22 protein-coding genes are annotated in these 25,616 nt (G+C 61.1%); 11 read left to right on the top strand and 11 right to left on the bottom strand.

Going from position 1 to position 25,616, the window contains the following annotated elements:
* Positions 1-15: 15 nt before the first annotated feature.
* Complete coding sequence (pobA, locus tag BK665_RS25665; RefSeq protein WP_375538950.1) at positions 16-1,200, bottom strand: 4-hydroxybenzoate 3-monooxygenase; 1,185 nt, start codon at positions 1,198-1,200, stop codon at positions 16-18.
* 188 nt (positions 1,201-1,388) lie between these two features.
* Between pobA and BK665_RS25660 the strand changes: the two genes are divergently transcribed.
* Complete coding sequence (locus BK665_RS25660) at positions 1,389-2,285, top strand: helix-turn-helix domain-containing protein (RefSeq protein ID WP_123409346.1); 897 nt, start codon at positions 1,389-1,391, stop codon at positions 2,283-2,285.
* A 9-nt stretch (positions 2,286-2,294) separates the two neighbouring features.
* Here BK665_RS25660 and BK665_RS34540 read toward each other — a convergent pair whose 3' ends face one another.
* Both BK665_RS34540 and BK665_RS25635 read right to left on the bottom strand, forming a co-directional pair.
* Positions 2,295-2,471 (bottom strand): hypothetical protein, encoded by a 177-nt coding sequence (locus BK665_RS34540; RefSeq protein ID WP_185058301.1) that lies wholly within the window; start codon positions 2,469-2,471, stop codon positions 2,295-2,297.
* A gap of 632 nt (positions 2,472-3,103) precedes the next feature.
* A complete protein-coding gene (locus BK665_RS25635) occupies positions 3,104-4,009 on the bottom strand; it encodes a LysR family transcriptional regulator (protein ID WP_123409344.1) in 906 nt (301 codons plus the stop codon).
* 113 nt (positions 4,010-4,122) lie between these two features.
* On the opposite strand from BK665_RS25635, the gene BK665_RS25630 reads away from it, so the two are divergent.
* The gene (locus tag BK665_RS25630; protein ID WP_123409343.1) at positions 4,123-5,001 is read left to right on the top strand and encodes an MBL fold metallo-hydrolase; all 879 of its coding nucleotides are present in this window, start codon (positions 4,123-4,125) and stop codon (positions 4,999-5,001) included.
* 198 nt (positions 5,002-5,199) lie between these two features.
* On the top strand, positions 5,200-5,814 hold the full coding sequence (locus BK665_RS25625; protein WP_123409342.1) for an NAD(P)-dependent oxidoreductase: 615 nt from the start codon (positions 5,200-5,202) through the stop codon (positions 5,812-5,814).
* Between the two features lie 111 nt (positions 5,815-5,925).
* Here the strand turns inward: BK665_RS25625 and BK665_RS25620 are convergent, their stop codons facing one another.
* On the bottom strand, positions 5,926-6,807 hold the full coding sequence (locus BK665_RS25620; RefSeq protein WP_123409341.1) for a LysR substrate-binding domain-containing protein: 882 nt from the start codon (positions 6,805-6,807) through the stop codon (positions 5,926-5,928).
* Positions 6,808-6,966: 159 nt separating this feature from the next.
* Here BK665_RS25620 and BK665_RS25615 point away from each other — a divergent pair, with 159 nt between their 5' ends.
* From BK665_RS25615 to BK665_RS25590, 6 genes are all read left to right on the top strand, one after another.
* Entirely contained in the window at positions 6,967-8,604 is a 1,638-nt protein-coding gene (locus tag BK665_RS25615) for a 5-guanidino-2-oxopentanoate decarboxylase (RefSeq protein WP_123409340.1), read from the top strand.
* Complete coding sequence (locus tag BK665_RS25610; protein ID WP_123409339.1) at positions 8,601-10,049, top strand: aldehyde dehydrogenase family protein; 1,449 nt, start codon at positions 8,601-8,603, stop codon at positions 10,047-10,049. Before BK665_RS25615 ends, BK665_RS25610 begins: the two co-directional genes overlap by 4 nt.
* A gap of 218 nt (positions 10,050-10,267) precedes the next feature.
* Entirely contained in the window at positions 10,268-11,371 is a 1,104-nt protein-coding gene (locus BK665_RS25605) for an ABC transporter substrate-binding protein (RefSeq protein WP_123409338.1), read from the top strand.
* A gap of 187 nt (positions 11,372-11,558) precedes the next feature.
* Complete coding sequence (locus BK665_RS25600) at positions 11,559-12,470, top strand: ABC transporter permease (RefSeq protein WP_123409337.1); 912 nt, start codon at positions 11,559-11,561, stop codon at positions 12,468-12,470.
* Positions 12,467-13,315: an ABC transporter permease gene (locus BK665_RS25595; protein ID WP_123409336.1), complete on the top strand. Its 849-nt coding sequence runs from the start codon at positions 12,467-12,469 to the stop codon at positions 13,313-13,315. The genes BK665_RS25600 and BK665_RS25595 overlap by 4 nt, the downstream gene beginning before the upstream one ends.
* Positions 13,316-13,330: 15 nt before the next feature.
* Entirely contained in the window at positions 13,331-14,386 is a 1,056-nt protein-coding gene (locus tag BK665_RS25590) for an ABC transporter ATP-binding protein (protein WP_123409335.1), read from the top strand.
* A gap of 155 nt (positions 14,387-14,541) precedes the next feature.
* On the opposite strand, the gene BK665_RS25585 is transcribed toward BK665_RS25590, so the two are convergent.
* The gene (locus BK665_RS25585; RefSeq protein ID WP_123409334.1) at positions 14,542-15,471 is read right to left on the bottom strand and encodes an AraC family transcriptional regulator; all 930 of its coding nucleotides are present in this window, start codon (positions 15,469-15,471) and stop codon (positions 14,542-14,544) included.
* Positions 15,472-15,806: 335 nt separating this feature from the next.
* On the opposite strand from BK665_RS25585, the gene BK665_RS25580 reads away from it, so the two are divergent.
* Both BK665_RS25580 and BK665_RS25575 read left to right on the top strand, forming a co-directional pair.
* The gene (locus tag BK665_RS25580) at positions 15,807-16,160 is read left to right on the top strand and encodes a putative quinol monooxygenase (RefSeq protein ID WP_123409333.1); all 354 of its coding nucleotides are present in this window, start codon (positions 15,807-15,809) and stop codon (positions 16,158-16,160) included.
* A 43-nt stretch (positions 16,161-16,203) separates the two neighbouring features.
* Positions 16,204-16,434 carry a hypothetical protein gene (locus BK665_RS25575; protein ID WP_054045089.1) on the top strand — a complete coding sequence of 77 codons (231 nt, stop codon included), beginning with the start codon at positions 16,204-16,206 and terminating at the stop codon, positions 16,432-16,434.
* A gap of 1 nt (position 16,435) precedes the next feature.
* On the opposite strand, the gene BK665_RS25570 is transcribed toward BK665_RS25575, so the two are convergent.
* The 6 genes from BK665_RS25570 to BK665_RS25540 form a co-directional block, all read right to left on the bottom strand.
* On the bottom strand, positions 16,436-17,065 hold the full coding sequence (locus tag BK665_RS25570; RefSeq protein WP_123409332.1) for a flavin reductase family protein: 630 nt from the start codon (positions 17,063-17,065) through the stop codon (positions 16,436-16,438).
* A gap of 251 nt (positions 17,066-17,316) precedes the next feature.
* Positions 17,317-17,550 carry a hypothetical protein gene (locus tag BK665_RS25560; RefSeq protein WP_123409330.1) on the bottom strand — a complete coding sequence of 78 codons (234 nt, stop codon included), beginning with the start codon at positions 17,548-17,550 and terminating at the stop codon, positions 17,317-17,319.
* A 456-nt stretch (positions 17,551-18,006) separates the two neighbouring features.
* On the bottom strand, positions 18,007-19,329 hold the full coding sequence (locus BK665_RS25555; protein WP_123409329.1) for an MFS transporter: 1,323 nt from the start codon (positions 19,327-19,329) through the stop codon (positions 18,007-18,009).
* 255 nt (positions 19,330-19,584) lie between these two features.
* Entirely contained in the window at positions 19,585-20,916 is a 1,332-nt protein-coding gene (gene mifR, locus BK665_RS25550; RefSeq protein WP_123409328.1) for a two-component system response regulator MifR, read from the bottom strand.
* Positions 20,910-22,676 carry a two-component system sensor histidine kinase MifS gene (locus tag BK665_RS25545; RefSeq protein ID WP_123409327.1) on the bottom strand — a complete coding sequence of 589 codons (1,767 nt, stop codon included), beginning with the start codon at positions 22,674-22,676 and terminating at the stop codon, positions 20,910-20,912. The genes mifR and BK665_RS25545 overlap by 7 nt, the downstream gene beginning before the upstream one ends.
* Positions 22,677-22,760: 84 nt before the next feature.
* Entirely contained in the window at positions 22,761-25,607 is a 2,847-nt protein-coding gene (locus BK665_RS25540) for an RHS repeat-associated core domain-containing protein (protein ID WP_123409326.1), read from the bottom strand.
* Positions 25,608-25,616 lie beyond the last annotated feature (9 nt).

Genomic DNA, 25,616 nt, shown 5'->3' with positions numbered 1-25,616 from the left:
TAAGTCGATAGCAGGCTATTCGATAGCCTCGTATGGAAGCCCGACGTAATTTTCTGCAATGGTTTTTCGCCCGGCCTCGGAGTTCACAAAGTAGTCCAGTTCCGAGGCGCAGATGCGCTGGCTGAAGGCATCGTGCTCCTCGAAATGGTGCAGCATCGAGGTCATCCACCAGGAAAACCGCTCGGCTTTCCAGACCCGGCGCAGGCAGATTTGCGAGTACTTCTCCAGCAAGTCCACACGGCCGTCGCGGTAGACCTTCAGCAGAATATTGAACAACGTGCTGACATCGCTGGCCGCCAGGTTCAGGCCCTTGGCGCCGGTGGGCGGCACGATGTGCGCGGCGTCGCCGACCAGGAACAGGCGTCCGTACTGCATCGGTTCCACCACGAAGCTGCGCAACGGCGCGATACTTTTTTCGATGGACGGCCCGGTGACCAATGTGTCGGCCAGCGCTTGGGGCAGCCGGGATTTGAGTTCATCCCAGAAGCGTTGATCGGACCAGTCCTCGACCTGTTCCTCGGCCGGCACTTGCAGGTAATAGCGGGTGCGAGTGGCCGAGCGCATGCTGCATAGCGCGAACCCACGTTCGTGGCGGGCGTAGACCAGCTCGTCGTGGACCGGCGGGGTGTCGGCCAGAATCCCCAGCCAGCCGAAGGGATAAACCCGTTCGAAGATCTTCAGGCACTCGGCAGGAATCGACTGCCGCGCCACGCCATGGAAACCGTCGCAACCGGCTATGTAGTCGCAGTCGAGGCGATACGTTTCGCCGTCCTTTTCGAACGTGACAAAAGCTTCGTCGCTTTTCATGCCGTGGGGAACGACATTGCTCGCTTGATAAATCGTCTGTGCGCCCGCGTCCCGACGGGCGGCCATCAGGTCGCGGGTGACTTCGGTCTGGCCGTAGATCATCACGGTTTTGCCGCCGGTCAGGGACTGTAGATCGATGTGCACCTGGCGGCCATCGAGGGCCAGGTCGAAGCCGCCATGGACCAACCCTTCAGCGTCCATGCGCCGTCCCACGCCGGCCTGGCGCAACAGCTCTACCATGCCTTGTTCGAGGACCCCGGCGCGGATGCGGCCGAGCACATAATCGGGTGTCTGGCGTTCAAGAATGAGGGTGTCGATGCCGGCGTTGTGCAGCAATTGGCCGAGCAGTAAACCGGACGGACCGGCACCAATGATGGCGATTTGGGTTTTCAGCGTTTTCATTGTTTTTATGACTCGCAAGCTTCACGCGACCATGGCCGCTGAATAATTTTTATGGATCGAGTGCTTGCATTTTTCCCTTGCGAGTCTGTCAATTGAAGGTGAAAACTGAGCCGATACCTGTACATTCTGCCAATCGGTGCGATTATCGCCCCGTCTACCCCGAGGCCTGGATTGAAGTGATGAACAAGCCTGACCTGCCTTCGATTCCGGTGTTCAAGCTCTACGGTGAAAGCCTGGATTGGCCGACCCCCGACTTGTTGCACTGTGAAACCATTTCCAAACGCAGCCGCGAGCATCAATGGGAAATCAAACCCCACCGCCACGCTGATTTGTGCCAGTTACTCTTCGTCTTCAAAGGTCAGGCTGAGCTTGAAATCGAAGGTAAACGCACGCAACTGACCGACCCGGCGATGCTGATCCTGCCGCCGCTGTCGGTGCACGGTTATCGTTTTTCCGAGGATGTCGAAGGCTTTGTCGTGACCCTGGCGGCGCCGTTGGTGGCGCATTTGCAGGCACAACTGGGCAACTCGGTGAGCGCCCTGACCCAGGCCGAAAGTTATCCGGCGGGCAAGGACAGCGAATACCTCAACAGTCTGTTTTCAGCGCTGCAAAGCGAATACACCGGCCATCAACCGGCCCGGGAAATGCTCATGCATTCCCTGGTCAGCGTGATCATGGTCTGGGTCAGTCGCCAGGTGTTGCAGCGACGCAACGCCAGCCAGCGACCGCAGCGCGCCCGGGAATACCTCAATGGCTTTATTCAACTGGTGGAAGAGACTTACCGCCAGCACGTCAAGGTCGAGGACCTGGCCCATCGGCTGGGGATTTCCGTGTCGCACCTCAACGGCACGTGCCGTGAACTGGCGGGGCAACCGGCGTTGCAGATCATGCACGAACGGCAATTGCTCGAAGCCAAGCGCCTGCTGACCTACACCAGCATGACCATTTATGAAATGTCTGACGTATTGGGGTTTTCCGATCCTACAAACTTCACGCGCCTGTTCCGGCGTCGCGTGGGGATTTCGCCCAAAGCGTTCCGCGACCGTTTGAAGGCCGATCAAGACAGCGAGACCTGATACGCCGCGTTAGCGCAGAGCGTTGAGGGTCGCGTTGTGGGGAATGCAGCGCTCGTAGTTGCAACTCGCGTATTCCCGGGGCAGTTGCCGCAACTGCTCGACCCGCCAAGCCGCGGTGCCATACAGCGCCAGCGTCGCCGCGCAGGTGACGAAAATGGCGAGGTATCTTCTTGTTTTGATGTTCATGGCGTTGACCTCTGAACGAATACCCTTGGGTACTTACATTCAGCATAGGTCAGCGCCCATGAGTTGCCACTGATGTGGCTTTCGCTTGTCACCCGATATTCAAAACACTGATATCTCCTGTGGGAGCGGGCTTGCTCGCGAAAGCGGTGGGTCAGTCAATGAAGATGTTGAATGTCAGTCAGCATTCGCGAGCAAGCCCGCTCCCACAGGAGGGCTGTGTGTTGATGGAGATCGCATTTATTGCGCCGGGCCATTGTGGGAGCGGGCTTGCTCGCGAAGGCGGTGGGTCAGCCAATGAAGATGTTGAATGTCAGTCCGCATTCGCGAGCAAGCCCGCTCCCACAGGAGTTCTGTGTGTTGATGGAGATCGCATTTATTGCGCCGGGCCATTGTGGGAGCGGGCTTGCTCGCGAAGGCGGTGGGTCAGTCAATAAAGATGTTGAATGTCAGTTCGCATTCGCGAGCAAGCCCGCTCCCACAGGGGTTCTGTGTGTTGATTGAGATCGCATTCATTGCGCCGGGCCATTGTGGGAGCGGGCTTGCTCGCGAAGGCGGTGGGTCAGCCTGCAAAGATGTTGAATGTCAGTTCGCATTCGCGAGCAAGCCCGCTCCCACAGGGAGGATTTGCGTATTTAGAGGCCCACATCCCACGCCGGTTCTTCGGGGAATCTGAGTACCAGGAAGTCGAGCATGCTGCGCATGGTTGATGGCATGTGTTTGCGTGAGGCGTAGACCGCGTACATGTTCATCTGTCGCGGTTCGGCGTGGGCCAGCAGGCGGGTGAGTTCGCCGCTGTGGATGTGCACGCCGGCCTGGTAGCTGGGCAGCATCGCGATGCCGGCGCCGGCCATGGTTGCGCGCAGCAGGGTGCTGGCCTCGTTGGCGCTGATGTTGCCCTGCACTGGCACCGAGACCTGTTCGCCGTCCTGTTCGAAATGCCAGAGGCTTTTGCCGAAGTAGGAGTGGGTCAGGCAATTGTGTTGGCTCAGGTCCTCGACCCGTTGCGGCGTCGGGTGTTCTTCCAGGTAAGCGGGGGAGGCGCAGATCACCGAGCGACATACCGTCAGGCGCCGGGCAATCAGGTTCGGGTCCAGGTCGTTGCTGGTGCGGATCGCCAGGTCGATGCGTTCGTCCACCAGGTTCACCGTGCGGTCGATCATTTGCATGTCGATGCTGACACCGGGGTAGCGCTTGACGTAAGCGGCCATGGCGTCCGCCAGTTGCGCCTGGCCGAACGAGGTGCTGACGCTGATCCGCAGCAGGCCACGGGGCGCTTCGTCCGGTTCGCTGATGGCAGCTTGCATGTCAGTGGTCAGGTCGAGCATCTGCCGACAGCGCGGCAGGATTTCGCTGCCCGCTGCGGTCAGGCTCAGCTTGCGCGTGGTGCGGTGCATCAGCCGGGCGCCGACCCAGTCCTCCAGCTCCGCCAGATACCGCGATACCACCGGCCGTGACAGGTCCAGGTGATCGGCCGCCGCCGACTGGCTGCCCAGGTCCACCACCGAGACAAACACCTGCATTGCTTGAAGACGATCCATGATTTGCCCACTTTTAGAAACAAACTATGTTCCAGCATCGCATTTTTTGTACTGAGTCAGGCAACTAAGCTCTCACCCCATCGCCAAGCAGGCATTTGGACATGGAGCAACAGATGATCGGTTTCACCACAATCAAGCGCATTCTCCTGGCAACCGCCACCCTCGGTTTCGCGGCCCACGCCGCCGCGTCGACCTTGACCCTGGACGTCTACAACCCGGGCGACAAGGCGATTTTCCCGGTGACCTCGGTGCTGGTCAGCGGCGAGAAAGACGCGATCCTGGTGGACGCGCAGTTCGGCAAATCCCAGGCCGAGCAAGTGGTGCAGAAAATCCGCGCCAGCGGCAAGCAATTGACCACCATCTACATCAGCCACGGTGACCCGGATTACTACTTCGGCCTCGACACCCTGACCGCCGCGTTCCCGAACGCCAAGGTGCTGGCCTCGCAACCGACCGTGGATCACATCAAGCACACCGTCGACGGCAAACTCGCTTTCTGGGGCCCGAAAATGGGCGCCGACGTGCCGGCCAAAACCATCGTGCCGGGCGTGCTCAAGGGCGACAGCCTGATGCTTGAAGGGCAGAAATTGCAGGTGATCGGCCTGGACGGCAAGCAGCCGGATCGCAGCTTTGTGTGGATCCCGTCGATCAAGGCTGTGGTCGGCGGGGTGGTCGTCGCTGAGAACATCCACGTGTGGATGGCCGATACGCAGACGCCGCAGTCCCATGCCGATTGGCTGACGACGCTGCACTCGATCGAAACGTTGAAACCGAAAACCATCGTGCCGGGTCACTACCTGGGTGAGAGCGCTCGCTCCCTGGCTGCTGTGACATTCACTGCTGACTACATCAAGGCGTTCGACGAAGAAACCGCCAAGGCGAAGGACTCGGCTGAACTGATCGCCGCGATGAAAAAACGCTACCCGACCCTGGGCGAGGAAAGCTCCCTGGAACTGAGCGCCAAAGTCGCCAAGGGCGAGATGAAGTGGTAACCGGATTTAGTGATTGAAGGGCTTTTGTGGCGAGGGAGCTTGCTCCCGCTGGAGTGCGAAGCGCTCCCCTGCATTCTTTCAGTCACACCGTGTTTGCAGGTTTTGCGACTGCTTCGCAGCCGAACGGGGGCAAGCCCCCTCGCCACAATGAGCATTGCCAAATCACTGTAGCTACACCCATCCCAACTGGAGAACGTCATGAGCAAAATCGCAATCATCGGTGCCACCGGTCGTGCCGGTAGCCAACTGTTGGAAGAAGCCCTGCGTCGCGGTCACAGCGTTACCGCCATCGCCCGTGATACGTCGAAGATCGGCCAGCGTGCCGGTGTGGTCAGCAAGAACGTCGATGCCCTGGATGCCGACGCCTTGCAAGCCGCCGTCGCCGGGCATGACGTGGTGATCAGCGCCGCGCACTTCTCGACCCTGCCGGCCAGCGCTGTGATCGGACCGGTGAAAAAGGCCGGGGTCAAACGCTTACTGGTGGTGGGTGGCGCTGGTTCGTTGTTGCTGCCCAATGGCGGTCGAGTGATCGACAGCGAAGGTTTCCCCGAGGAGTACAAGGCTGAAGCCAGTGCCGGGGCGTTGTTCCTGGAGAACCTGCGCAAGGAGCAGGAGCTGGACTGGACCTTCGTGTCGCCGTCGGCGGAGTTTGTCGAAGGGGAGCGCACCGGCAAGTTTCGGATTGGCAAGGATGATTTGCTGGTCAGCGCAGAAGGCCGGAGCTGGATCACCTTCGCCGATTATGCGATTGCGCTGCTGGATGAAGTGGAAACGCCGAAGCATTCGCGGCAGCGGTTTGCCGTAGGGTATTGAGGTTTGATGATCGTTCCCACGCTCTGCGTGGGAATGCAGCCCGGGACGCTCTGCGTCCCATTGGAACGCGGAGCGTCCCTTGAGGCATTCCCACGCGGAGCGTGGGAACGATCAGCGTACAGCGGCCTGCTCCACCAACCACCCCAACAATTCCTGTAACTTCGGCGAAGGTGCCGGCTTTTGCGGCAGGACCAGGTAATACGCCAGCCCGGTTTTCACCTTCAGTTCAAACGGCATGACCAGCCGCCCGGCGCTCAGGTCATCGCCGATCAGCGACCAATCCCCAATCGCCACGCCCGTCCCTTGGGACGCCACCGACATCGCCAAATCCAGCGTCTCGAAATGCTGACCCTTGCCTACATTGCTCAAGTAAACATCCGCCGAGGCCAGCCATGCCTTCCAGTCCCGTTCATCCCGGGTCGGGTGCAGCAGCATGTGTTGTTCCAGATCTTCCGGCGCCTGCAACGGCACCGGGCCCTCGAGATACGGCTTGGAACACACCGGCGTCAGTTGCTCGTCAAACAGCCGATGGGAGGCCAGTGAGGTGTCCGGCGGTACGCCGTAGATTACCGCCGCATCGAACTGCTCACGATGAAAGTCCACGCCATGTCGAACCGTGGTCGTCAGCTCCACCGGCACGTCCGGGCGTTCCTTTTGCCACTGCATCAAACGCGGCAATAGCCAGCGCATCACGCAGGTCGGGGCCTTGAGTTGCAGGGTTTCGCGCTTGGCGCCGATCTGGTCCACCGCCTCGCCGATCAAGCCGAAAATCTGCTGCACCCGGGGCAGCCACTCTCGTCCTTCAGCGGTCAGTTCCAGGCCTCGGGCCTGGCGAATGAACAACTCATACCCGAGGTGATCTTCCAGCCCGGCAATCTGCCGACTCACCGCGCCCTGGGTGATGTGCAACTGCTCGGCGGCCCTTGTGAAGTTGCAGCACTGTGCGGTGATCAGAAAAGTGTGCAGGGCGGGCAGGGGAGGCAGTCGTTTCATGAGGACCCAAGGTATGACGTGAGGACATGGCTAGTATGACTTTTTATCCATTGTTGCGGCTACGTGTCGCCCGTTCCAATGAGGCCATCCCTGGGCTTGCCTTCGCATCATAAACACTGCGCAGGCCCGGCGTCTCAAACGAACAAGAAGGGCAAAGACATGGCGACGTGCGGCGAAGTATTGGTCAAGTTACTCGAAGACTACGGGGTCGAGCAGGTGTTCGGCATTCCCGGGGTGCATACCGTTGAGTTGTATCGCGGGCTGGCCCGTTCGAGCATCAACCACGTCACGCCGCGTCACGAACAGGGCGCCGGGTTCATGGCCGACGGCTATGCGCGCACCAGCGGCAAGCCGGGTGTGTGCTTCATCATCACCGGCCCGGGCATGACCAACATCACCACGGCGATGGGCCAGGCCTACGCCGATTCGATCCCGATGCTGGTGATTTCCAGCGTGCAGACCCGCAACCAATTGGGCGGTGGTCGCGGCAAGCTGCATGAGCTGCCGAACCAGAGCGCGTTGGTCGGCGGCGTGGCGGCGTTCTCCCACACCCTGATGTCGGCGTCGGAACTGCCGGGCGTGTTGGCCCGGGCGTTTGCGCTGTTCCAGGCCGGGCGTCCGCGTCCCGTGCACATCGAAATCCCGTTGGACGTCCTGGTCGAAGAAGCCGACGACTTGCTCGCCAGCCTCCCGGTCAACATCGACCGCGCCGGTGCTTCGCCGTCTGCCGTGTCGCGCATGACCGAACTGCTGGCGGGCGCCAAACGCCCGCTGATCCTGGCCGGTGGCGGCGCCATCGACGCCGCCTCCGAGCTGACTGAACTGGCGGAATTGCTCGACGCACCGGTCGCGCTGACCATCAACGCCAAAGGCATGCTCGAATCCAACCATCCGTTGCTGATCGGTTCGACCCAAAGCCTGGTCGCCACTCGCGCCCTGGTCGCCGAGGCCGACGTGGTGCTGGCCATCGGCACCGAGCTGGCAGAAACCGACTACGACGTGACCTTCGCCGGCGGTTTCGAAATCCCCGGCAAACTGCTGCGCGTCGACATCGACCCGGACCAGACCGTGCGCAACTACCCGCCGCACGTGGCGCTGGTGTCCGACTCGCGCAATGCCGCCCAAGCCTTGCTCAGCGCCTTGTCCCACAAGTCATTGGCCGAACGCCGCAACGATTGGGGCCAGGTACGCGCCGCCCGTTTGCGTGAAGAACTCGCCGCGACCTGGGATGCGCCGACCCTGGCCCAGACCCGTTTCCTCGAAACCGTGCTGCATGAATTGCCGGACGCGGTGTTCGTCGGCGATTCGACCCAACCGGTGTACACCGGCAACCTGACCTTCAACCCGGAGCGTCCGCGCCGCTGGTTCAACTCGTCCACCGGTTACGGCACCTTGGGTTACGCCTTGCCGGCAGCGATTGGTGCCTGGCTCGGCGGTAGCGTCGAGGACGGTTCGCGTCCGCCGGTGGTGTGCCTGATCGGCGACGGCGGCCTGCAATTCACCCTGCCGGAACTGGCCAGCGCCGTGGAAGCGCGCACGCCGGTGATCGTGCTGCTGTGGAATAACCAGGGCTACGAAGAAATCAAAAAGTACATGGTCAACCGCGCCATCGAGCCGGTAGGCGTGGACATCTACACCCCGGACTTTATCGGTGTGGCCAAGGCTCTGGGCTGCGCCGCCGAAGCGGTCAACGGTGTCGAGCAACTGCGCAGCGCACTGCGCGTCGCCACCGACCGCCAAGGCCCGACCCTGATTGAAATCGATCAGACCCAGTGGATGAAGGCGGTGTCGAAATGAGTTTTCCAACGACGCTGGACGGTCTTTACATCGATGGTCAATGGTCGGCGGGCAGCGAACACCTGCGCGTGATCAACCCGACCACCGAAGCCTTGCTGACCACGGTGAATGGCGGCGATGAAAAAGCCGTCGAACAAGCCGTCACCGCCGCGACCCAAGCCTTCGTTGACTGGTCGAAAACCACCGGCACCGAACGCGGGGCGATCCTGCGTCGCATCGCCGCTGGCGTGGCGGCCGGTCGCGAGCAACTGATGCATTTGCAGTCGAGCAACAACGGCAAACCGCTGTTCGAAGCCGCCATCGACGTCGATGACGTGATCGCCACGTTCGAGTACTACGCAGGTTTAGCCGAAGGGCTCGATGCCAAGCAAGACAGCAACGTTGAGCTACCAAGCGACGACTTCAGCGCACGCCTGCGCCGTGAACCCTGCGGCGTCGTCGGCCTGATCGTGCCGTGGAATTTCCCGATGGTCACCACGGCGTGGAAACTCGCCCCGGCCCTGGCTGCCGGCTGCTGCGTGGTGCTCAAACCATCGGAAGTCACGCCGCTGCCGGAGCTGGAACTGGCCGCAATCATCGCCGAGGCTGGCCTGCCCAAAGGCGTGTTCAACCTGGTTTGCGGCACCGGCCTGGCAGTCGGCGCACCGCTGTCGGCTGATCCGCGCATCGCCAAGATTTCCTTCACCGGCAGCAACGCGGTGGGCGTGCAGGTGATGCAGCGGGCCGCCGAAACCGTGAAGGGCGTGAGCCTGGAACTGGGCGGCAAATCTTCGCTGCTGGTGCTCAAGGACGCCGACCTCGAATTGGCCGTGGAACTGGCCTGCGGCGGTGGCTTCTTCAACGCCGGGCAGATGTGTTCTGCCACCAGCCGCGTGCTGGTCGCGGATGAACTGGCGGATGAATTCCTGATTCGTTTGCAGGCCCGGGCCGAAGCGATTCGCGTGGCCGACCCGTTCGACCCGAATGTGGAAATGGGCGCGTTGGTCAATCAGGCGCAATACCAGCGTGTACTCGGTCACATCGATCGCGGTTTGAGCGCTGGCGCCAAGCTGATTTGCGGCGGCAATCGTCCGGCGGATCTGCCGCGCGGTTATTTTTTGCAGCCGACGATCTTCACCGAAGTGCCCCTCGACAGTGCGCTGTGGTGTGAAGAGATTTTCGGGCCAGTGATTTGCGTGCGCAGTTTTGCCAGCGAAGCCGAGGCGATTGCCCTGGCCAACGACAGCCAGTTCGGCCTGGTGGCCAGCGTGGTCAGCCGTGACAACGCAGCGGCGGATCGGGTCGCCAACGCCCTGCAAGCGGGGCTGGTGTGGATCAACGCGCCGCAAGTGATCTTCCCGCAGACCGCTTGGGGTGGCTACAAGCAGAGCAGCCTCGGCCGCGAGTTGGGGCCGTGGGGTTTGCAGGCTTTCCAGGAAATCAAACACGTGATTCGGGCCGTCTGATTGCCCGAAAAAGGTGAGCGCATGCCTCCTGATGAGGCATGCGCTGGCGTCATGGCTTCAATGAGTTTTTATCGATAGTCAGGTGTTTTGCACGACCTCAGGATGAACCCGTCGGCTCAGCTCAAGTCCTTTGAAACCGGGGGGCTCAAGCTGATTCGAGCACGGGGATGCAACGGTTGCGACCAACCTCATACTTACAAAAACAAAGGGAGTCCTTCATGGGCCAGCATGATCTGAACAGACGTCAATTCATCAAAACCGTGGGCGTGGCTTCGGTTGCAGCGGCGGCCATGAGCATGCCCTTCATCCGTGCCAATGCCAGCGACACCCGATTCCAGGGCAAGACCCTGCGCCTGCTGACCTGGTCCGATGACACCGGGTTGGCGGCACTGCGCAATATCGCGGCGACTTTCGAAGCCAAGTACGGCTGCAAGGTCATCGCTGACCGCACCGGCAGCACATCGGAAATGGTCGCCAAACTCAAGGCCGGCGGTGATCGTCCGCAGTACGACATCATCACTCTGGCCGGCGTCGGCGCCGAAGGCCTGGCCGCCGCCGATTTGCTGGAAAAACCCGACCTCAACCGCATTCCCAACCTGGTGGACGTGCCGGAGAAATACCGCACCGGCGCCAACGGTCACGGCATCGGTTACCTGTTGTGGTGCAACAGCCTGGTTTACAGCACGCGCACCCAGACCGAAGCGCCAACCAGCTACGCCGCGCTGTGGGACGCCGAGCTGGCGCCGAACATTTTCCTGCCGCCGCCGAACTGGACCGAGGCTATGGACCTGATCATCATCGCCGCCAAACTGGCCGGTGGTGACGAACACAACATCGAGCCGGGTTTCAAAAAACTCGCTGAGTTGAAGGACCGCGTGGTTACGCTGGGCGAAAACCCGAACCAGATCGCCGAGCTGTTCCGCACCGGTTCCCTGGACATGGGCGGGCTGTACGCCCCGGCGTTTTTCCCGAAACAGATTCGCGACCCGAACTACGGCCTCGGCGCCACGTTCGGGATGAAGGAAGGTTTCTACACCGACCTGATGCTCTCGGTCATGCCGAAGAATCGCCCCGGCGACACCGACCTGGCCTACGCCTTCATCAACCACTCCCTGGACCCGCTGGTGCAGGGCAAGATGGCCGAAGATATCTACAACGGCCCGGTCAACGCCAAGGCGATCATCTCCGCCGAAGCGCGCAAGAGCCCGTTCATCCTCACGCCAGAGCAGATTGCCGACAAGGCGATCATGCACGACAACGCCTTCCTGGCCACCGTGCATGACCAATGGATTCGTCGCTACACGGAAATCTTTTCTTCCTGATCTGCGCAAGGCTGAAGCGGCACCGAATCCCCCTGTAGGAGCTGCCGAAGGCTGCGATCTTTTGATCTTGATATGGCTTGGAAAAGACCAGGATCAAAAGATCGCAGCCTTCGGCAGCTCCTACAGGGATCGGGTTAGCACTTCGGCATCGCTGCGCAATTGATCTTCCATTGACGAGACCCTTGCTATGGAACACCAACCACATCTGACTCATCCGGTCGCCGCCGCGCCAGCGCCTTCGCGCCGTGGTGTGTCGCCGACCACCCGCGCCTGGCTTTTCCTGTCGCCGTCGATGCTGTTTCTCGGCGTGCTGATTGCCGCAAGCCTCCTGGTGCTGCGCATGAGCGTCGGCACCAAGGGCGCGGAATGGAGCGGGTTCAGCCTGGCCAGTTACGCGCAGTTGCTGGAACCGTATTACCTCAAATCCTTGATGCTGACCCTGCGCCTGGCGTTGTTCAGCGCGGTGATCGCGGTGTTGTTGGCGATCCCGGTGGCCTACACCATGTCGCGGCTGACGTCGCCGTTTATCCGGCGGATTTTCCTAGCGGCGGTGCTGCTGCCGTTGCTGGTCAACCTGCTGCTGCAAAGCTACGGCTGGCTGGTGATTCTCGGCCCGGCCGGGATGCTCAATCAGGCGTTGTTGGGCCTGGGTTTGATCAAGCGTCCGATCATGCTGCTCTACAACCAGAACGGCGTGCTGATGGGCCTGGTGCAAACCGCGTTCCCATTGGCGGTGCTACCGATTGCCAGCGCCATGCGCGGCGTCGCTCGCACCTATGAAGAAGCCGCCGCGACCCTCGGCGCCAGTCGCTTTCAGGTGTTCCGCCAAGTGGTGTTGCCGATGAGTCTGCCGGGGATCATCACCGGCGCGACCCTGGTGTTCGCCTACAACGCCAGCAGCTTCGTGGTGCCGTTGCTGCTCGGCGGTCGCCGGGTGCCGATGCTCGCGGTGATGGTGCATGACCAGATCGCGCCACTGATGAACTGGCCCGCCGCCTCCGCTGCCGGTGTGGTGTTGATTGTCACCACCCTGGCGATCATGACCTTGTCCGAATACATCACCGGCCGTCGTCGGCGCATGCTGGAGGCTTCGCAATGAGCACCCTGAGCAAGAAACGTTATGGGCTGCTGCCGGGGGAAACCGGCAAGTTCGCCGGCATCCTCTCGGGCTTCATCCTGCTGCTGGCGGTGTTGCCGATCCTGACCATGATCGTCATGTCGTTCAGCGGCGCCTCGAACCTCGACTTCCCGCCCAGCAGCTACAGCCTGCAATGGTATCGCGCGGCCTGGCACACCTTTGTTTCGCCAGACGCCAGCGACGTGCTGAGCCTCGGCAAAGCCATGACCACCAGCCTGATGGTGGCGTGCCTGACCATGGTCTTCGCCACGATTATCGCCGTGCCGGCGGCTTACGCACTGACCCGTTGCGAGTTCCGTGGCAAAGCCGTGGCCCTGCAATTGATGTCGCTGCCGTTGGTGTTCCCGATGGTGGTGCTGGGCCTGGCGTTGCTGCTGGTGTTCGACAGCCTGCCGTTCCAGATCACCACCTCGCGGTTGGTGATTGCCCACGTGATCCTGGCGTTACCGTTTGTGGTGAAAAACTGCACGGCAGCGATGCTGTCGATTGGCAGCGAAGTCGAAGAGGCCGCGCAAATGCTTGGCGCCTCGCCGACCCGGGCGATCATTGATGTGGTGGTGCCGCTGATGAAATCGGGGATTCTGGCGGGGATGCTGCTGGCGTTTATCGTCTCGTTCAACGAATTCACCGTGACCTATTTCCTCTACACCATCGACGTCATGACCGTGCCGATCTGGATGTACAGCCGCACCGTGTCATCGCTGGACCCAACCGTTTTCTCGTTTGCCGTGCTGATCGTGCTGATCGACTTCGTCCTGATCTGGGCGCTGGAGAAGCTGGTCGGTGAAGGTGGCGTTTCGTTCTGATTCTTGAGGTGATTTATGTCTGGTCTGATTCTGGAAAACGTCGAGAAACACTACGGCTCGGCCTGCGCGGTAAAGGATGTAAACCTGCATTTGCCCGAGGGCAAACTGGTGTGTTTCCTCGGCCCGTCGGGCTGCGGCAAGACTACGTTGCTGCGGATGATCGCCGGGCTCGAAACCCTGTCCGGCGGCGAGATTCGCCTGGACGGCGAAGACATCGGCCACACCCCGGCGCACCAGCGTAACTTCGGCATGGTGTTCCAGTCGCTGGCGTTGTTCCCGCACATGACCGTGGGGGAGAACATCGCTTATCCGCTGAAACTGCGTGGCGTGAGCAAGGCTGATCAGCAGGCGCGGGTGGTGGAGTTGCTGGAGCTGATTCAACTGAAGGAAATGATTGACCGCCCGGTGGCGAAACTCTCCGGCGGTCAACGCCAGCGCGTAGCGATTGCCCGGGCGATTGCCTCGCGGCCAAAAATTCTGCTGCTGGATGAGCCGCTGTCGGCGCTGGATGCCAAGTTGCGTGAGTCGATGCAGGTGGAAATCCGTCAATTGCAACAACGCTTGAACATCACCACCATCATGGTGACCCACGATCAGCGTGAAGCCATGACCATGGCCGATATCGTCGTGGTGTTGGGCGAGCACAAGGTGCAGCAAGTGGGCACGCCGATTGAAATCTATCGGCATCCGGCGAATGAATTTGTCGCGGACTTTATCGGTTCGGGCAACATCTTCCCGGCCACGGCGCTGGGTAATGGCAAGGTCGGGTTGCCGGGTGGTGATGCGCTGGAAGTGCCGATCTGCAGCAGCATTGTGGTGGGGGAGAAGGTGAAGATGCTGATCCGCCCGGAAGACCTGCAACTGTCGCAGCCACAGGCCACGGCGGGGAATCGCTTGCTGGGCAAGGTGACGTTTGTGCGGGACATTGGCGCGACCATCGAGACCACCGTGGAGTGTTCCGGGGTATCGTTTACCGCGTTGAGCACGCCGTGTCAGGGATTTGGGTTAAGCATTGGCAATCCGGTTTCGGTGACGTTGCCGGCTGAGGCTTGCCGCGTACTTAGCGCCTGACCTTCTAGTATTGGGCTGTCTTGACTGGCCTCTTCGCGAGCAAGCCCGCTCCCACCTTTGATCGGTGGTGTTCACACATTTTGTGTCCACCGGAGATCCAATGTGGGAGCGGGCTTGCTCGCGAAGGCGTCAGTCGCCCCACCGCCAAATCCGGATCACACGGATAAGCGCAACCGCGCCAAATCCCTCAGCGGCGGCGCCCCGAACAACCGGCTGTACTCGCGGCTGAATTGCGACGGACTTTCATACCCCACCCGATACCCCGCCGCCGACGCTTCCAGCCCTTCGGCGAGCATCAAGCGCCGGGCTTCCTGCAAGCGCAATTGCTTCTGATACTGCAACGGACTCATGGCCGTCATCGCCTTGAAGCGGTGATGCAGGGTCGAGACGCTCAGGTTCACTTCCTTGGCCAAATCATCGATGCGCAGCGGTTGTTCATAGTGGCCGTTAAGCCATTTGATCGCCTGGCTGATGCGATGGCTCTGGCTGTTGGCGATGGCGATTTCATACAAACGATGGCCCTGCTGGCTGCGCAGCAGGCGATAAAGGATCTCCCGGCGGATCAGCGGCGCGAGCATGGCGATGTCTTTCGGGGTGTCGAGCAAACGGGCCAGACGCAGCACGGCGTCGAGCATCGCCGCATCGAGTTTTTCCACATACAAACCGCGCCCGGTGGGCCGGGTCGGCACGCCCATGGGCCCGGCGTCGGCGATCAGCGCGGTGATTTCCGCCGGGTCGATGTCCAGGCGAACGGCGAGGATCGGCTCTTCGGAAGTGATGGTCACCACCCGGCCGCTCACCGGCATCGACACCGAAACCACCAGGTAATTGAGTGGGTCGTACGTGAAGACCTCGTCTACCAGCCGAACTTCCTTGCGCCCCTGGGCCATGATGCACAGCGCCGGTTGCGCCAGCCCCGGCGAAAACTGGTGGGTCTGGCTGTAGCGGGACATGAACAGCGAGCCGACGGCAGTCGCATAATTGCCATCCTCCGTCGTATTGCGGCGGATGATCGCGGCCAGTTCCTCGCGCTGTTTCTCCATGTCGGCGTCCAGCGGGGCTTCAAAGTGATCGAACGACGACATGCGGGGTTCCTCGTTGAAGCGTTGTTGATGGGGCAGAGCTTAAGTTTGTGCAATCGACAGCGGTAGACACATCCTGCCTGATGCTTGCCTGATTCTGCATTGGCTTATTTCACGGCGTTGCCAGAGCCGTGTCGCCGGGCTGAAACTTGCTTGAAACCGCTGTGTCATCGTCCGGGCATGCCCAAGTCATTGATTCAGGGCGATTTGGCCCGCCTCGCAGGATTGTGCAACAAGCCGGCAGGAATCGACTAACGGCTATCCCGTCGCAACGCCTAACCTTTGATCCTGTCGCAGCCCGTCCCTGGCTGCCACGCAACTCCTTGGGAGGGTTGAACATGTCTACGCAGATTCCCGTCAGTCACATGGCCTTCGTCCGTGCCCGCGCCGGGCGTTCGGCGGAACTCGGTGCACGCCTGAGCGCGTTGATCGAGCCATCCCGCGCCGCCAGCGGTTGCCTGAGCTTCGCCCTGCAACATTCGCAATGCGATCCCGACCTGTGGCTGGTGTCCGGCTTCTGGACCCATCAACAGGCCATGACCGCGTACTTCAGCACCCCGGCCATGCAGATTTTTGCCGATCTGGTGCAGGACCTGGTGGTCAATAGCCTGGATTTCCACACCTTCAAGGACGTCTCGGCGGCCCAGGCGCTTGGTCAGACCAAAGCACAGGTGCACAAACTGGTCGGTTGAGGGTTTAATGGCGGCAATCTCAACTTAGCCAGGATGCGCGACCATGGCACGCAAAGCCTTTGATCACTTCGAAGCTGTTTCCGCTGTAGTACCGGGCGAGGGCGGTTACCACGCCGCAATTGCCGTCAAAGCCATCGGTGGCACCGGGGCGCCACGTTTTCATAAAGTGCTGGAAGACCAGATCTTCAAGACTGCCAACGAAGCCGACCTGGCCGCCGCCAAAGAGCTGACTCGCCTCAAAGACGTCAAAGAAGACGCTGACCTGCTCTGGTAAGTTATTTTTTCGCCCCCGGGCGATACATTTTGAACAATGCCTCTGGTCCCAGCTGAAAGTAATCCGCCGGCCCGCCGCCGCGCAGAATCGGTTCTGCCGCGGCGGTGTCGTACACCCCATCCTTCAACAGCCACTTGGCGATGTGCACGGCGACCACTTCGCCGAGAATCAGCCAGCTCGGCACCACATTCCCGTCCGCACGCTGCAACTGAATGATCTGCGTGACCTTGCACTCGAAGGACACCGGGCTTTCGGCGACCCGTGGCACCTGGATGATTTTCGACGGGGCGGCTGTCAGTCCGGCCAATTCGAATTCGTTGGTGTCCGGCGCAACCATGGCGCTGCTCTGGTTCATCCGCTCGGCCAGTGGCCGGGTGGCGAGGTTCCAGGCGAATTCGCCGGTCTGTTCGATGTTGTTCAGGCTGTCTTTGCGCCCGACGCTGGAGAATCCAATGATCGGCGGAATGTAGTTGAACGCGTTGAAAAAGCTATAGGGCGCCAGGTTCAAGTGGCCGTTGGCGTCTTGCGAAGAAATCCAGCCGATGGGGCGCGGGCCGACGATGGCGTTGAACGGGTCATGGGGCAGGCCGTGGCCGTTGGCGGGTTCGTAGTAGTGGATGTCGTCGGGCATGCTCGGATTCCTGGGCGCGTTCGTTATGCGGCCATAGTGCAAGTGCGTGCCGTTAATTTCCAGTCAGATGCAAATCCCTGTGGGAGCGAGCCTGCTCGCGAAAGCGGTCTGTCTGTCACCTTGATGTTGGATGTGCCGCCGCCTTCGCGAGCAGGCTCGCTCCCACAGTTTCTTCACATGCCTTCAGACTTTCTTCATCCCCAGAAACGATAAGCCCGGCCGAAGCCGGGCTGTTCAATCCCTCCGATGTATTAACCGATAGCACCCGCGGTGCCGGTTTTATCAAAACCATCAGCGGCGATAGCGCCAGCGGTCCCGGTGTGGTCGAAACCATCCGAGGCGACAGCAGACGAGCGGGTGTGTTCGACGGAGGCAGTGGCGCCAGAGATGAAGTCGGCCGTGCCGGTTTTGTCGGAACCATCCGCGGCGTAGGTGTTGGCTGCCAGTACGGTCAGGGCCAGGGCGAGGAACAGTTGGGTTTTCATGATCGTAACTCCAGTTCGTTAAAGTTGATTTAAGTCTGTAGCTTTCACGCTAAAAAGTATCGATTAATTAGATGTTAAGGCCGCCAAACGTTCTCGCGTCCAGAGCTGGGGCGGGCGTATCGCAATTAATCAATCAGGCAGGATCAGGGTGGATTCCGGGCATTAACCGGTGATTAATCCCGGATAACAGTTTTTTCATGTCCCCTGGCCTTTGTGGTTTTGGGGGCTGCAGTGGATATACGTGGGGCACGGGGGGATGGATGCGCTGGAGGGCGAAAGATTTTGCCGGCGGGGGATTTAGCGGGGAAGGGCTTGGCTTGAGACCGAGGTGCGGCCTTCGCGGGCAAGCCTCGCTCCTACAGTTTTATGTCGCTCACAAAATGTGTGAACGACTCATACCTGTAGGAGCGAGACTTGCCCGCGAAGAGGCCATCACAGCCACCATCAATGCAACTGTCAGTCCGTCTCGATCCGCGAATGCTTGCGGGTGTCTTTCATGGTCACGTACACCAGCAGCGACACGGCGATACACGCGGTGACATACCAGTAGTAACCGGTTTCCATGCCAATGCTCTTGAACCACAGCGCGATGTATTCCGCGGTGCCGCCGAAGATCGACACGGTCAGCGCATACGGCAGGCCGACGCCCAGGGCACGAATCTCGGTCGGGAACAGTTCGGCTTTGACCACCGCGTTGATCGAGGTGTAGCCGCTGACGATGATCAGCGCCGCCATGATCAGGAAGAACGCGCCCCACCAGGTCTGGATGGTGTGCAGGGTGGTGAGGATCGGCACGGTGAACAGCGTGCCCAATACGCCGAAGGCAATCAGGATCGGCCGGCGACCGACCTTATCCGACAAGCCGCCGATGATCGGTTGCAGGCACATGAACAGGAACAACGTGGCTGCCGAGATGCTGGTGGAGTCGGTGATGCTCATGCCGACGGTGTTCACCAGGTATTTCTGCATGTAGGTGGTGTAGGTGTAGAACGCCAGGGTGCCGCCCATGGTCAGGCCGACCACGGTCATCAGCTCTTTCGGATGGCGCATCAAGGTGCGCATGGCGCTTTCTTTTTTCTCTTTCTTGACCTTGTTGAACGACTCGGTCTCTTCCATGCCACGACGCAGGTACAGCGCCACGACCGCACACAGCGCGCCGATGGCGAACGGAATGCGCCAGCCCCAGGCGTACAGCTGTTCGGTGGTCAGGGTCTGTTGCAGCACGATCAGCACCGCCAGGGCGATGAGCTGGCCGGAGATCAGGGTCACGTACTGGAAGCTGGAGTAGAAGCCGCGACGTTCCTTGGTCGCCATCTCGCTGAGATACGTGGCCGAGGTGCCGTACTCGCCACCGACCGACAGGCCCTGCAGCAAACGGGCGAACACCAGCAGGATCGGCGCGCCGATGCCGATGGTTTCGTAGTTGGGGCTCAGGGCGATCAGCAGCGAGCCGAAGCACATCAGGTACACCGAGGCCATCAGTGCGCGTTTGCGCCCGGCGCGGTCGGCGTAGAGGCCCATCAACCAGCCACCGATCGGACGCATCAGGAAGCCCACGGCGAAGATCGCGGCGGTGTTCATCAGTTGCGCGGTGGAGGAACCGGCGGGGAAAAACGACTTGGCGAAGTACAGGGAGAACGCGGCGTAGACGTACCAGTCATACCACTCGACCATGTTGCCGACCGAACCGCTGAAGATCGACTTGATCCGGCTGGCGGTGGTTCTTTCTTTGGCAGGCGCAGCGGCCGACCCAAGGGGCAGGGCGTTGGAGTTATCCATTGAAGGATCCTTCGTTTAATTGTTTTTGTGGAGCGCGTGTAAACGCAGCCTGCAGGGGCTATAGCAGGAGGTGTGCCAAGGGGAGGAGGGCCGGTTTAGAGGGGGGGGCGGAGTTGAGTGAGCGGAAATCCGCCTATTGGTGTCCAGGGATAAGCGGATAACCGCCGAAAAGATCGCAGCCTTCGGCAGCTCCTACGTTGGATCGGCGTACACCTGTAGGAGCTGCCGAAGGCTGCGATCTTTTGATCTTGCCCTTCATTCGCCGGTAAACATCTCCCGACTCAACCCATGTCTTTGCAACTTTTCATTGAAGGTCCGGCGCGGCAGTTGCAGCTCTTCAAGCACCGCTTTCACATCGCCCTTATGCCGCGTCAACGCCGCCCGCAAACAATGGGCTTCAAACGCTTCCTGCTGCGCCGCCAACGACTGGCCGGGATCGATGCCCACCGGTTCCGGTTCACCCAGCCCCAACACCTGCCGCTCAGCCACGTTCGCCAGTTCCCGCACATTGCCCGGCCAGTCGTGGCTCAGCAGGTGGCTCAGTTGCGGGCCGCTCAACGGTGGGAAGGTCCGGCCCAGGCGTTCGGCGGCGTGCTGGGCGAAGGTTTCGAACAACAACGGAATGTCTTCCCGCCGCTCGCGCAGCGGCGGCAGGCGCAGCTCGGCGACGTTCAGGCGATAAGCCAAGTCCTCGCGAAAGCGACCGGCCCGGGCTTCATCCAGCAGGTCGGGTTTGGTCGCAGCGATGATGCGCAAGTCCACGCGGATGCTCTGGTTCGAACCCAGGCGTTCCAGCTTCTGTTCCTGCAACACCCGCAACAACTTGACCTGCTGTGCCAACGGCATGCTTTCGATTTCATCGAGAAACAGCGTGCCGCCATCGGCGTATTCAAGCTTGCCGATGCGCTTGCCGGAAGCGCCGGTGAACGCGCCACTCTCATGTCCAAACAGCTCGGCTTCGAACAACTGCTCAGGAATCGCCGCGCAATTCAACGCCACGAACGGCTTGTCTGCACGCGGGCCGAAGTCGTGCAGGCAGCGGGCGACCAACTCTTTGCCGCTGCCGGTTTCGCCCCGGATCAACACGTTGACCGGCAACGTCGCCAAATCCAGCACCTGCCGACGCAGGGTCTGCAAACCACGGGACACGCCAAGCAACGTCGCATCGAGTTTGGCGCGGTTGTCGGCTTGCACATGCAAGGCACGGTTTTCCAACACCAACCGGCGTTTCTCCAGGGCACGACGCAAACTGCCGAGCAAAGTCTCCGGGCTGAAGGGCTTTTCGAGAAAGTCGTAGGCGCCATCGCGCATGGCTTCGACGGCCATTGGCACATCGCCGTGACCGGTCAGCAAAATCACCGGCAAATCGGCATCCCGGCGCTGCACTTCGGCCAGCAGTTCCAGGCCGGTCATGCCGGGCATGCGTACGTCGCTGAGGATCACCCCGGGAAAATGCGCCGGCAGTTGCGCCAGGCATTCATCGGCGCGGCTGAACAACTGCACCTCAAACCCCGACAGGCTCAGCCACTGTTCGACGGCGCTGCGGATGCTGCTTTCGTCGTCGACCACCATCACCGAATTCAGCATGAGACAGGCACCTCCAGATCAATCGGCAAGGTCAGGGTGAACACGGCGCCGTTGTCGTGATTGTCCGCCGACAGACGTCCACCGGATTCGTGAGCGATGGCAAACGATACCGCCAGCCCCAGACCCAAACCATCACCCACCGGTTTGGTGGTGAAGAACGGATCGAACACATTCGGCAGGTGTTCTTCGGCGATGCCGCCACCGTTATCGGCAACGGTCAGGCGCCACAGTTGTTCATCGGCTTCGAGGCGGATTTCCAGGCGTTTGCAGGGTTTGTCGTGCACCGCGTCGAGGGCGTTGCGCAGCAGGTTGATCAGCACCTGTTCCAGGCGAATCGCATCGCCACGCACCCAGGCCGGGCGGGTCAGGTGCAGCACGGTGCTGACGTTTTCGTCCCGCAGGCGCGCATCGAGCAACTGCAAGGATTGATCGACCACCGCCGCCAAATCCAGGCGTTCGCGCAAGCCACTGGGGCTTTTGCGGGCGAAGGTTTTCAGGTGGCCGGTCAGCGCCGCCATGCGCGTCAGCATGTCGTCCACCGGTTTCAGTGCTTTGTAGGCGTCATCGACCCGGCCGTGATCGAGCAACAGGCGCAGCGTTGCAAGCTGCATGCGCTGGGCGGTCAGCGGTTGATTGATTTCATGGGCCAGCGCCGCCGACATCTGCCCCAGCGCCGCGAGTTTGGCCGATTGCACCAGACCGTCCTGGGCGGTGCGCAGGTCGCGGGTGCGTTCTTCCACCAGTTGTTCGAGTTCTTCGCGGCTGCGCTGGCGCATCTTCGCCAGGCGCCAGCGCTGATTGAGGAACAGCAGCAAAAACACCAGCGCCAGCCACGATCCGGCAGCAGCGAGGCCGGCATTGCGGCTGTCTTCGAAAGCGACTTGCGGGCGGCGCAGCAGGTGCAGGGTCCAGCCTTCGGCGGGCAGCGGCAGGGATTCCCACAGGTAATCCGCCGTGCCGTCGGGGCCTTCGACTCGGGCCAGGTCACTGTTGTCGTCGAAGCGGCGTTTCGATTGATAGACCAGCGGCTTCAGTGGTTGCTTGTCGTATTGGCGGGTGACATTCAGTTCGGTGTGATCGCTGTCGTTCAGCGGTTTCAACGTGCGATAACGCCAGCCTGGTTGGTTGGCGATGAAGATGATGCCGCGGGCGTCGCTGACCAGCAGGGTATCGGTGCCCTGGCGCCATTCGCGCTCAAGCTCGGGGAATTCGAGTTTCACCACCATGGCGCCGAGGAACTCGCCGTTGTCCCGGGTCACTGCGCTGGACAGGAAATAACCGGGAATGCCGCTGGTGACCCCAACCGCATAAAAACGCCCGGTGCCCTGGGTGCGGGTCTGGCTGAAGTAAGGACGAAAGCCGTAGTTGTGGCCGACATAGCTGCTGGGCAGACGCCAATTGCTGGCGGCCACGGCCAGGCCGGTGTGGTCGAGCAGTTCCAGGGTCGAGGACTGCGCGGCGCCGTTGATCTTTTCCAGTTTGCGGTTCAGCAGGTCCTGTTGTTCAGGGCTCACCGGGCCATCCAGGGCCGAACGCAATTGCGGGTCCAGTGCCAACACGGCGGGCAGGGCGCGGTAACGGTCGATCAGGGTGTGCAGGGAGTTGGCGTACAGCGCCAGTTGTTGATTGGCCCGGGCCGCGTCTTCTTCCAGGGCCTGGCGTTCGGCGTGGCGCATGGCCAGGGCGGCGGCCAGCGCCGCGCCGGCAACGATCAGCAGGGTGTAAAGCGTCAGGCGCAGGGTTCGGGAAGTGGCAGGCATGGCGTCATAAACAGTCGGCAATACGGGGGCGCACGATACCACGCAGACTTGACGCCGTTCACCGGCAGGTATTTTGCACAGCTGTCATCTTCGCGAGGCCGTTCTTTGCTTCGCCAAAAACTGATTATCCGTGGTGCCAGCCAACCTATAGGCAGTCATGACCCCTTGAAGGTGACGGATGCTGTGAAGCGTTTCTGTGGTTGCCTGCTGCAATCCAGCCCGAGTAATCGGTGCCCGCGCGCCATTTGGGCCGGGTTCCAGGTGGAGGACGTTTGTGCCCAGCGCATCGAAAGCGGCTTCCATCCAGGCGCTGCGTTGCAAGGTAGCGCTTTCCCAATCGGCGAACATGCCTTCGATTTTTGCGATCTTGGCCGGGTCGAGCCGGTTCTTGATGTCCTCGGCTTCTATCGCCCGTTGAAACACGTTGAGTGCGCCGGGGAGAATCGATATCCAGGCGCTCAGCCCTCGACCGACGGCGAAATCCGGATTGAGGATTGCGTTGAGTGCCGGGTGAATCACCTCATCCTTGATGCTGTTCCAGTTGGGCTGTATTTCGTTGGCAGGAGCCGGGATACCCAACGCGGTATCGATCGCGGCAACAGACATCGTCGAGGTTTGCGGAATGAGTGGACCCACCCGTCCCATGCTTGCGGCAAAGTTGCCCATATGACCGCCTAAATGTTGAGCCTTGCCTGCCAATGCGCCGCCGAGTTCCGTCAGCGAGTCTGCCATTGAACCGGCAATGTCCCCGGCAAGATTGCCGCCCGTTACCGCGTCGACGTATGGAATTCTCGTCAGTGGTGTTCTGGGGGTGGCAGAGATAGCGTGCGGTGCATCTGCAATGAGTCGGCCCATTTGTTCACCTCCTTTGTTGCCGGCCTCATAGCCGAAGAACCCGAAAGCCACCACGTTCGCAAAATTCATCATCAGGTTGCGCTTGATGTTCTTTTGCTGGACGACTTCATGGAGCTGTGCGCGTGTCGTCTCGGTAAAGCCACCGAGCATGGATATGAAACCCGCGTAGAGGGTGATCACGCTTTCCGCTTTGGCGCCGCCTTCAGGGTCCACATAGCGCAACGGATTATTCCCCACAAACCCAAACATATTCAGCCCATCCACATCCCCGCCCGGATCGGCACTGACCCAGCGCTGCAACCACGGCGCGTAATACCGGGCGCCGTAGTAATACAACCCGCTGACATCCATTTCCTTGCCCGAATAACGAATCGTCTTGTAATCCACCTCCACCGCCGAACGCGCCGCCCACCACGCCGTGCCGCCGAAGGGGTAGTAGATTTCCTGGCTGATCAGCGCGCCGTTGCGGTCCAGTTCCAGCGTGCTGGAACCCAGATGATCGTCGAGGCTGTAGCGCAATTGATCCTGCTCGATGGCCGCCGGTTTGCCCTTGACCCAGTGCAGGCAACGCACGTTGCCCAGGGTGATGACGTGCAGTTCTTCGCTGTCGTCCAACGTGCGGATTTCCAGCCCCGGCAAGTACTGCACCTGCCGCACGTGGGATACCGATTGCGCCTGGGTCACCAGCCGTTTGCTCACGCGCTCACCCTGGCTGTAGACATAGGTTTCTTCATCGTTGGGGCCACCGCTGCGTTCCACCAACCGGGCCACCGCCAATTGATCGCGACTGTTCCAGGTCAGGGGCTGGCCTTTTTGCAGCCACAGCAGATTGCCGTGGGCGTCGAAGTGTTCGTCGAACACCGGCTCCGGCTCGCCTTCAACCCAGCGCACGCCACGGTTGCTGTCGGGGGCGATGCGCGTCGTTTGCGTGTGATTGTTGCCGTCGCGCACGTGGCGCAGGGTCCGCAGATTGCCAGCGGTGTCGTACTCATACTGCTGGGTGTAGTTGTAGAGTCGGCCGGTATCGATGGGCGTGATCGGGGTCGGCAAGCCGGGGCGCAGGTTCGGTGTATCGGTTTCAAAACCGCTGGCACTGCGCAACTGGTACAGGGAGTCGTAGCTGAATTCGCGATGGCCATCGACCCGCTGGTTGGCGAAGAAGATCGGAGTAAAGGCCAGGTCGTCGATGGCCAGCACGTTGCCGACCCGGTCGTAGTGGTAGCCGAGGTTTTGCAGCGCCGTGCGGCCGGGTAAACCGGCGTGTTGCTGGCTGAGCCGACCATCGGCCGGGTCGTAGGTCCAACGGCTGATCACGCCATTGTTCGCGTGCTGTTCGATCAACTGGCCGGCAGCGTTGTAGTGGGCATCGGTCACGATGTCTTGCGCCACGTCAGTGGGCGCGATCTTCAACTGCAACCGGTTGAGTTGCCCGGCGATGTCAAAGCCAAACAGTTGCTGATGCGCCATGGCATCGGTCTGCTCCAGCACGGCGCCGAGGGGGCTAAAGGTGCGGTGGCTGGCATGGGACGCGCCGCCGGCAAAGGTTCGGGTATCGCCCAGCACCTGGCCGCCCAGGCTATAGCTGTCGAAGCTGACGCTGCCCGAGAGGTCGATTTGCTCGACCAGTTGCCCGCGCAAGTTGTGGCCGGCGGCCGCCGTGGCATTGGCATAGGTGAAGCGCTCGACGTTAGGTTGGGCGTTTTCCTGGAGGGCAATCACGCGCAACTGGTCGTCATAGGTGGTTCGCCAATGCGTGCCGCGCAGGTCCCAGCGTTGCAACCCTTCACCGGCCACGCCGGCCAGGCTCAAGCGCCAACCGGCATCGACGCTGTCCACCCGAACCGCTTCGCCGGACAGGCGATAAATCGTCGCCAGGTTGGGTTTGGGCGCGAGGCCGAACAGCCTCGGGTCCCACTGGGCAACCGATCGGCCAGGCACGTCATGCTGCTGGCGGGTGATGAGGGCTTGTGCCGCAGCGCCCGCGTCCTGGCGCCAATAGGCGACTTGCCTGACGGGCAAGCCGCGACCGTCGATGGCGTTCAAGGTCGGGGTTCGGTAGTGAATGTTCTGACACATGGATGAGTC

This window comes from Pseudomonas frederiksbergensis, assembly GCF_003732665.1.
GTDB lineage: Bacteria > Pseudomonadota > Gammaproteobacteria > Pseudomonadales > Pseudomonadaceae > Aquipseudomonas > Aquipseudomonas frederiksbergensis_G.
This window is presented reverse-complemented; position numbering and strand designations above follow the sequence as displayed.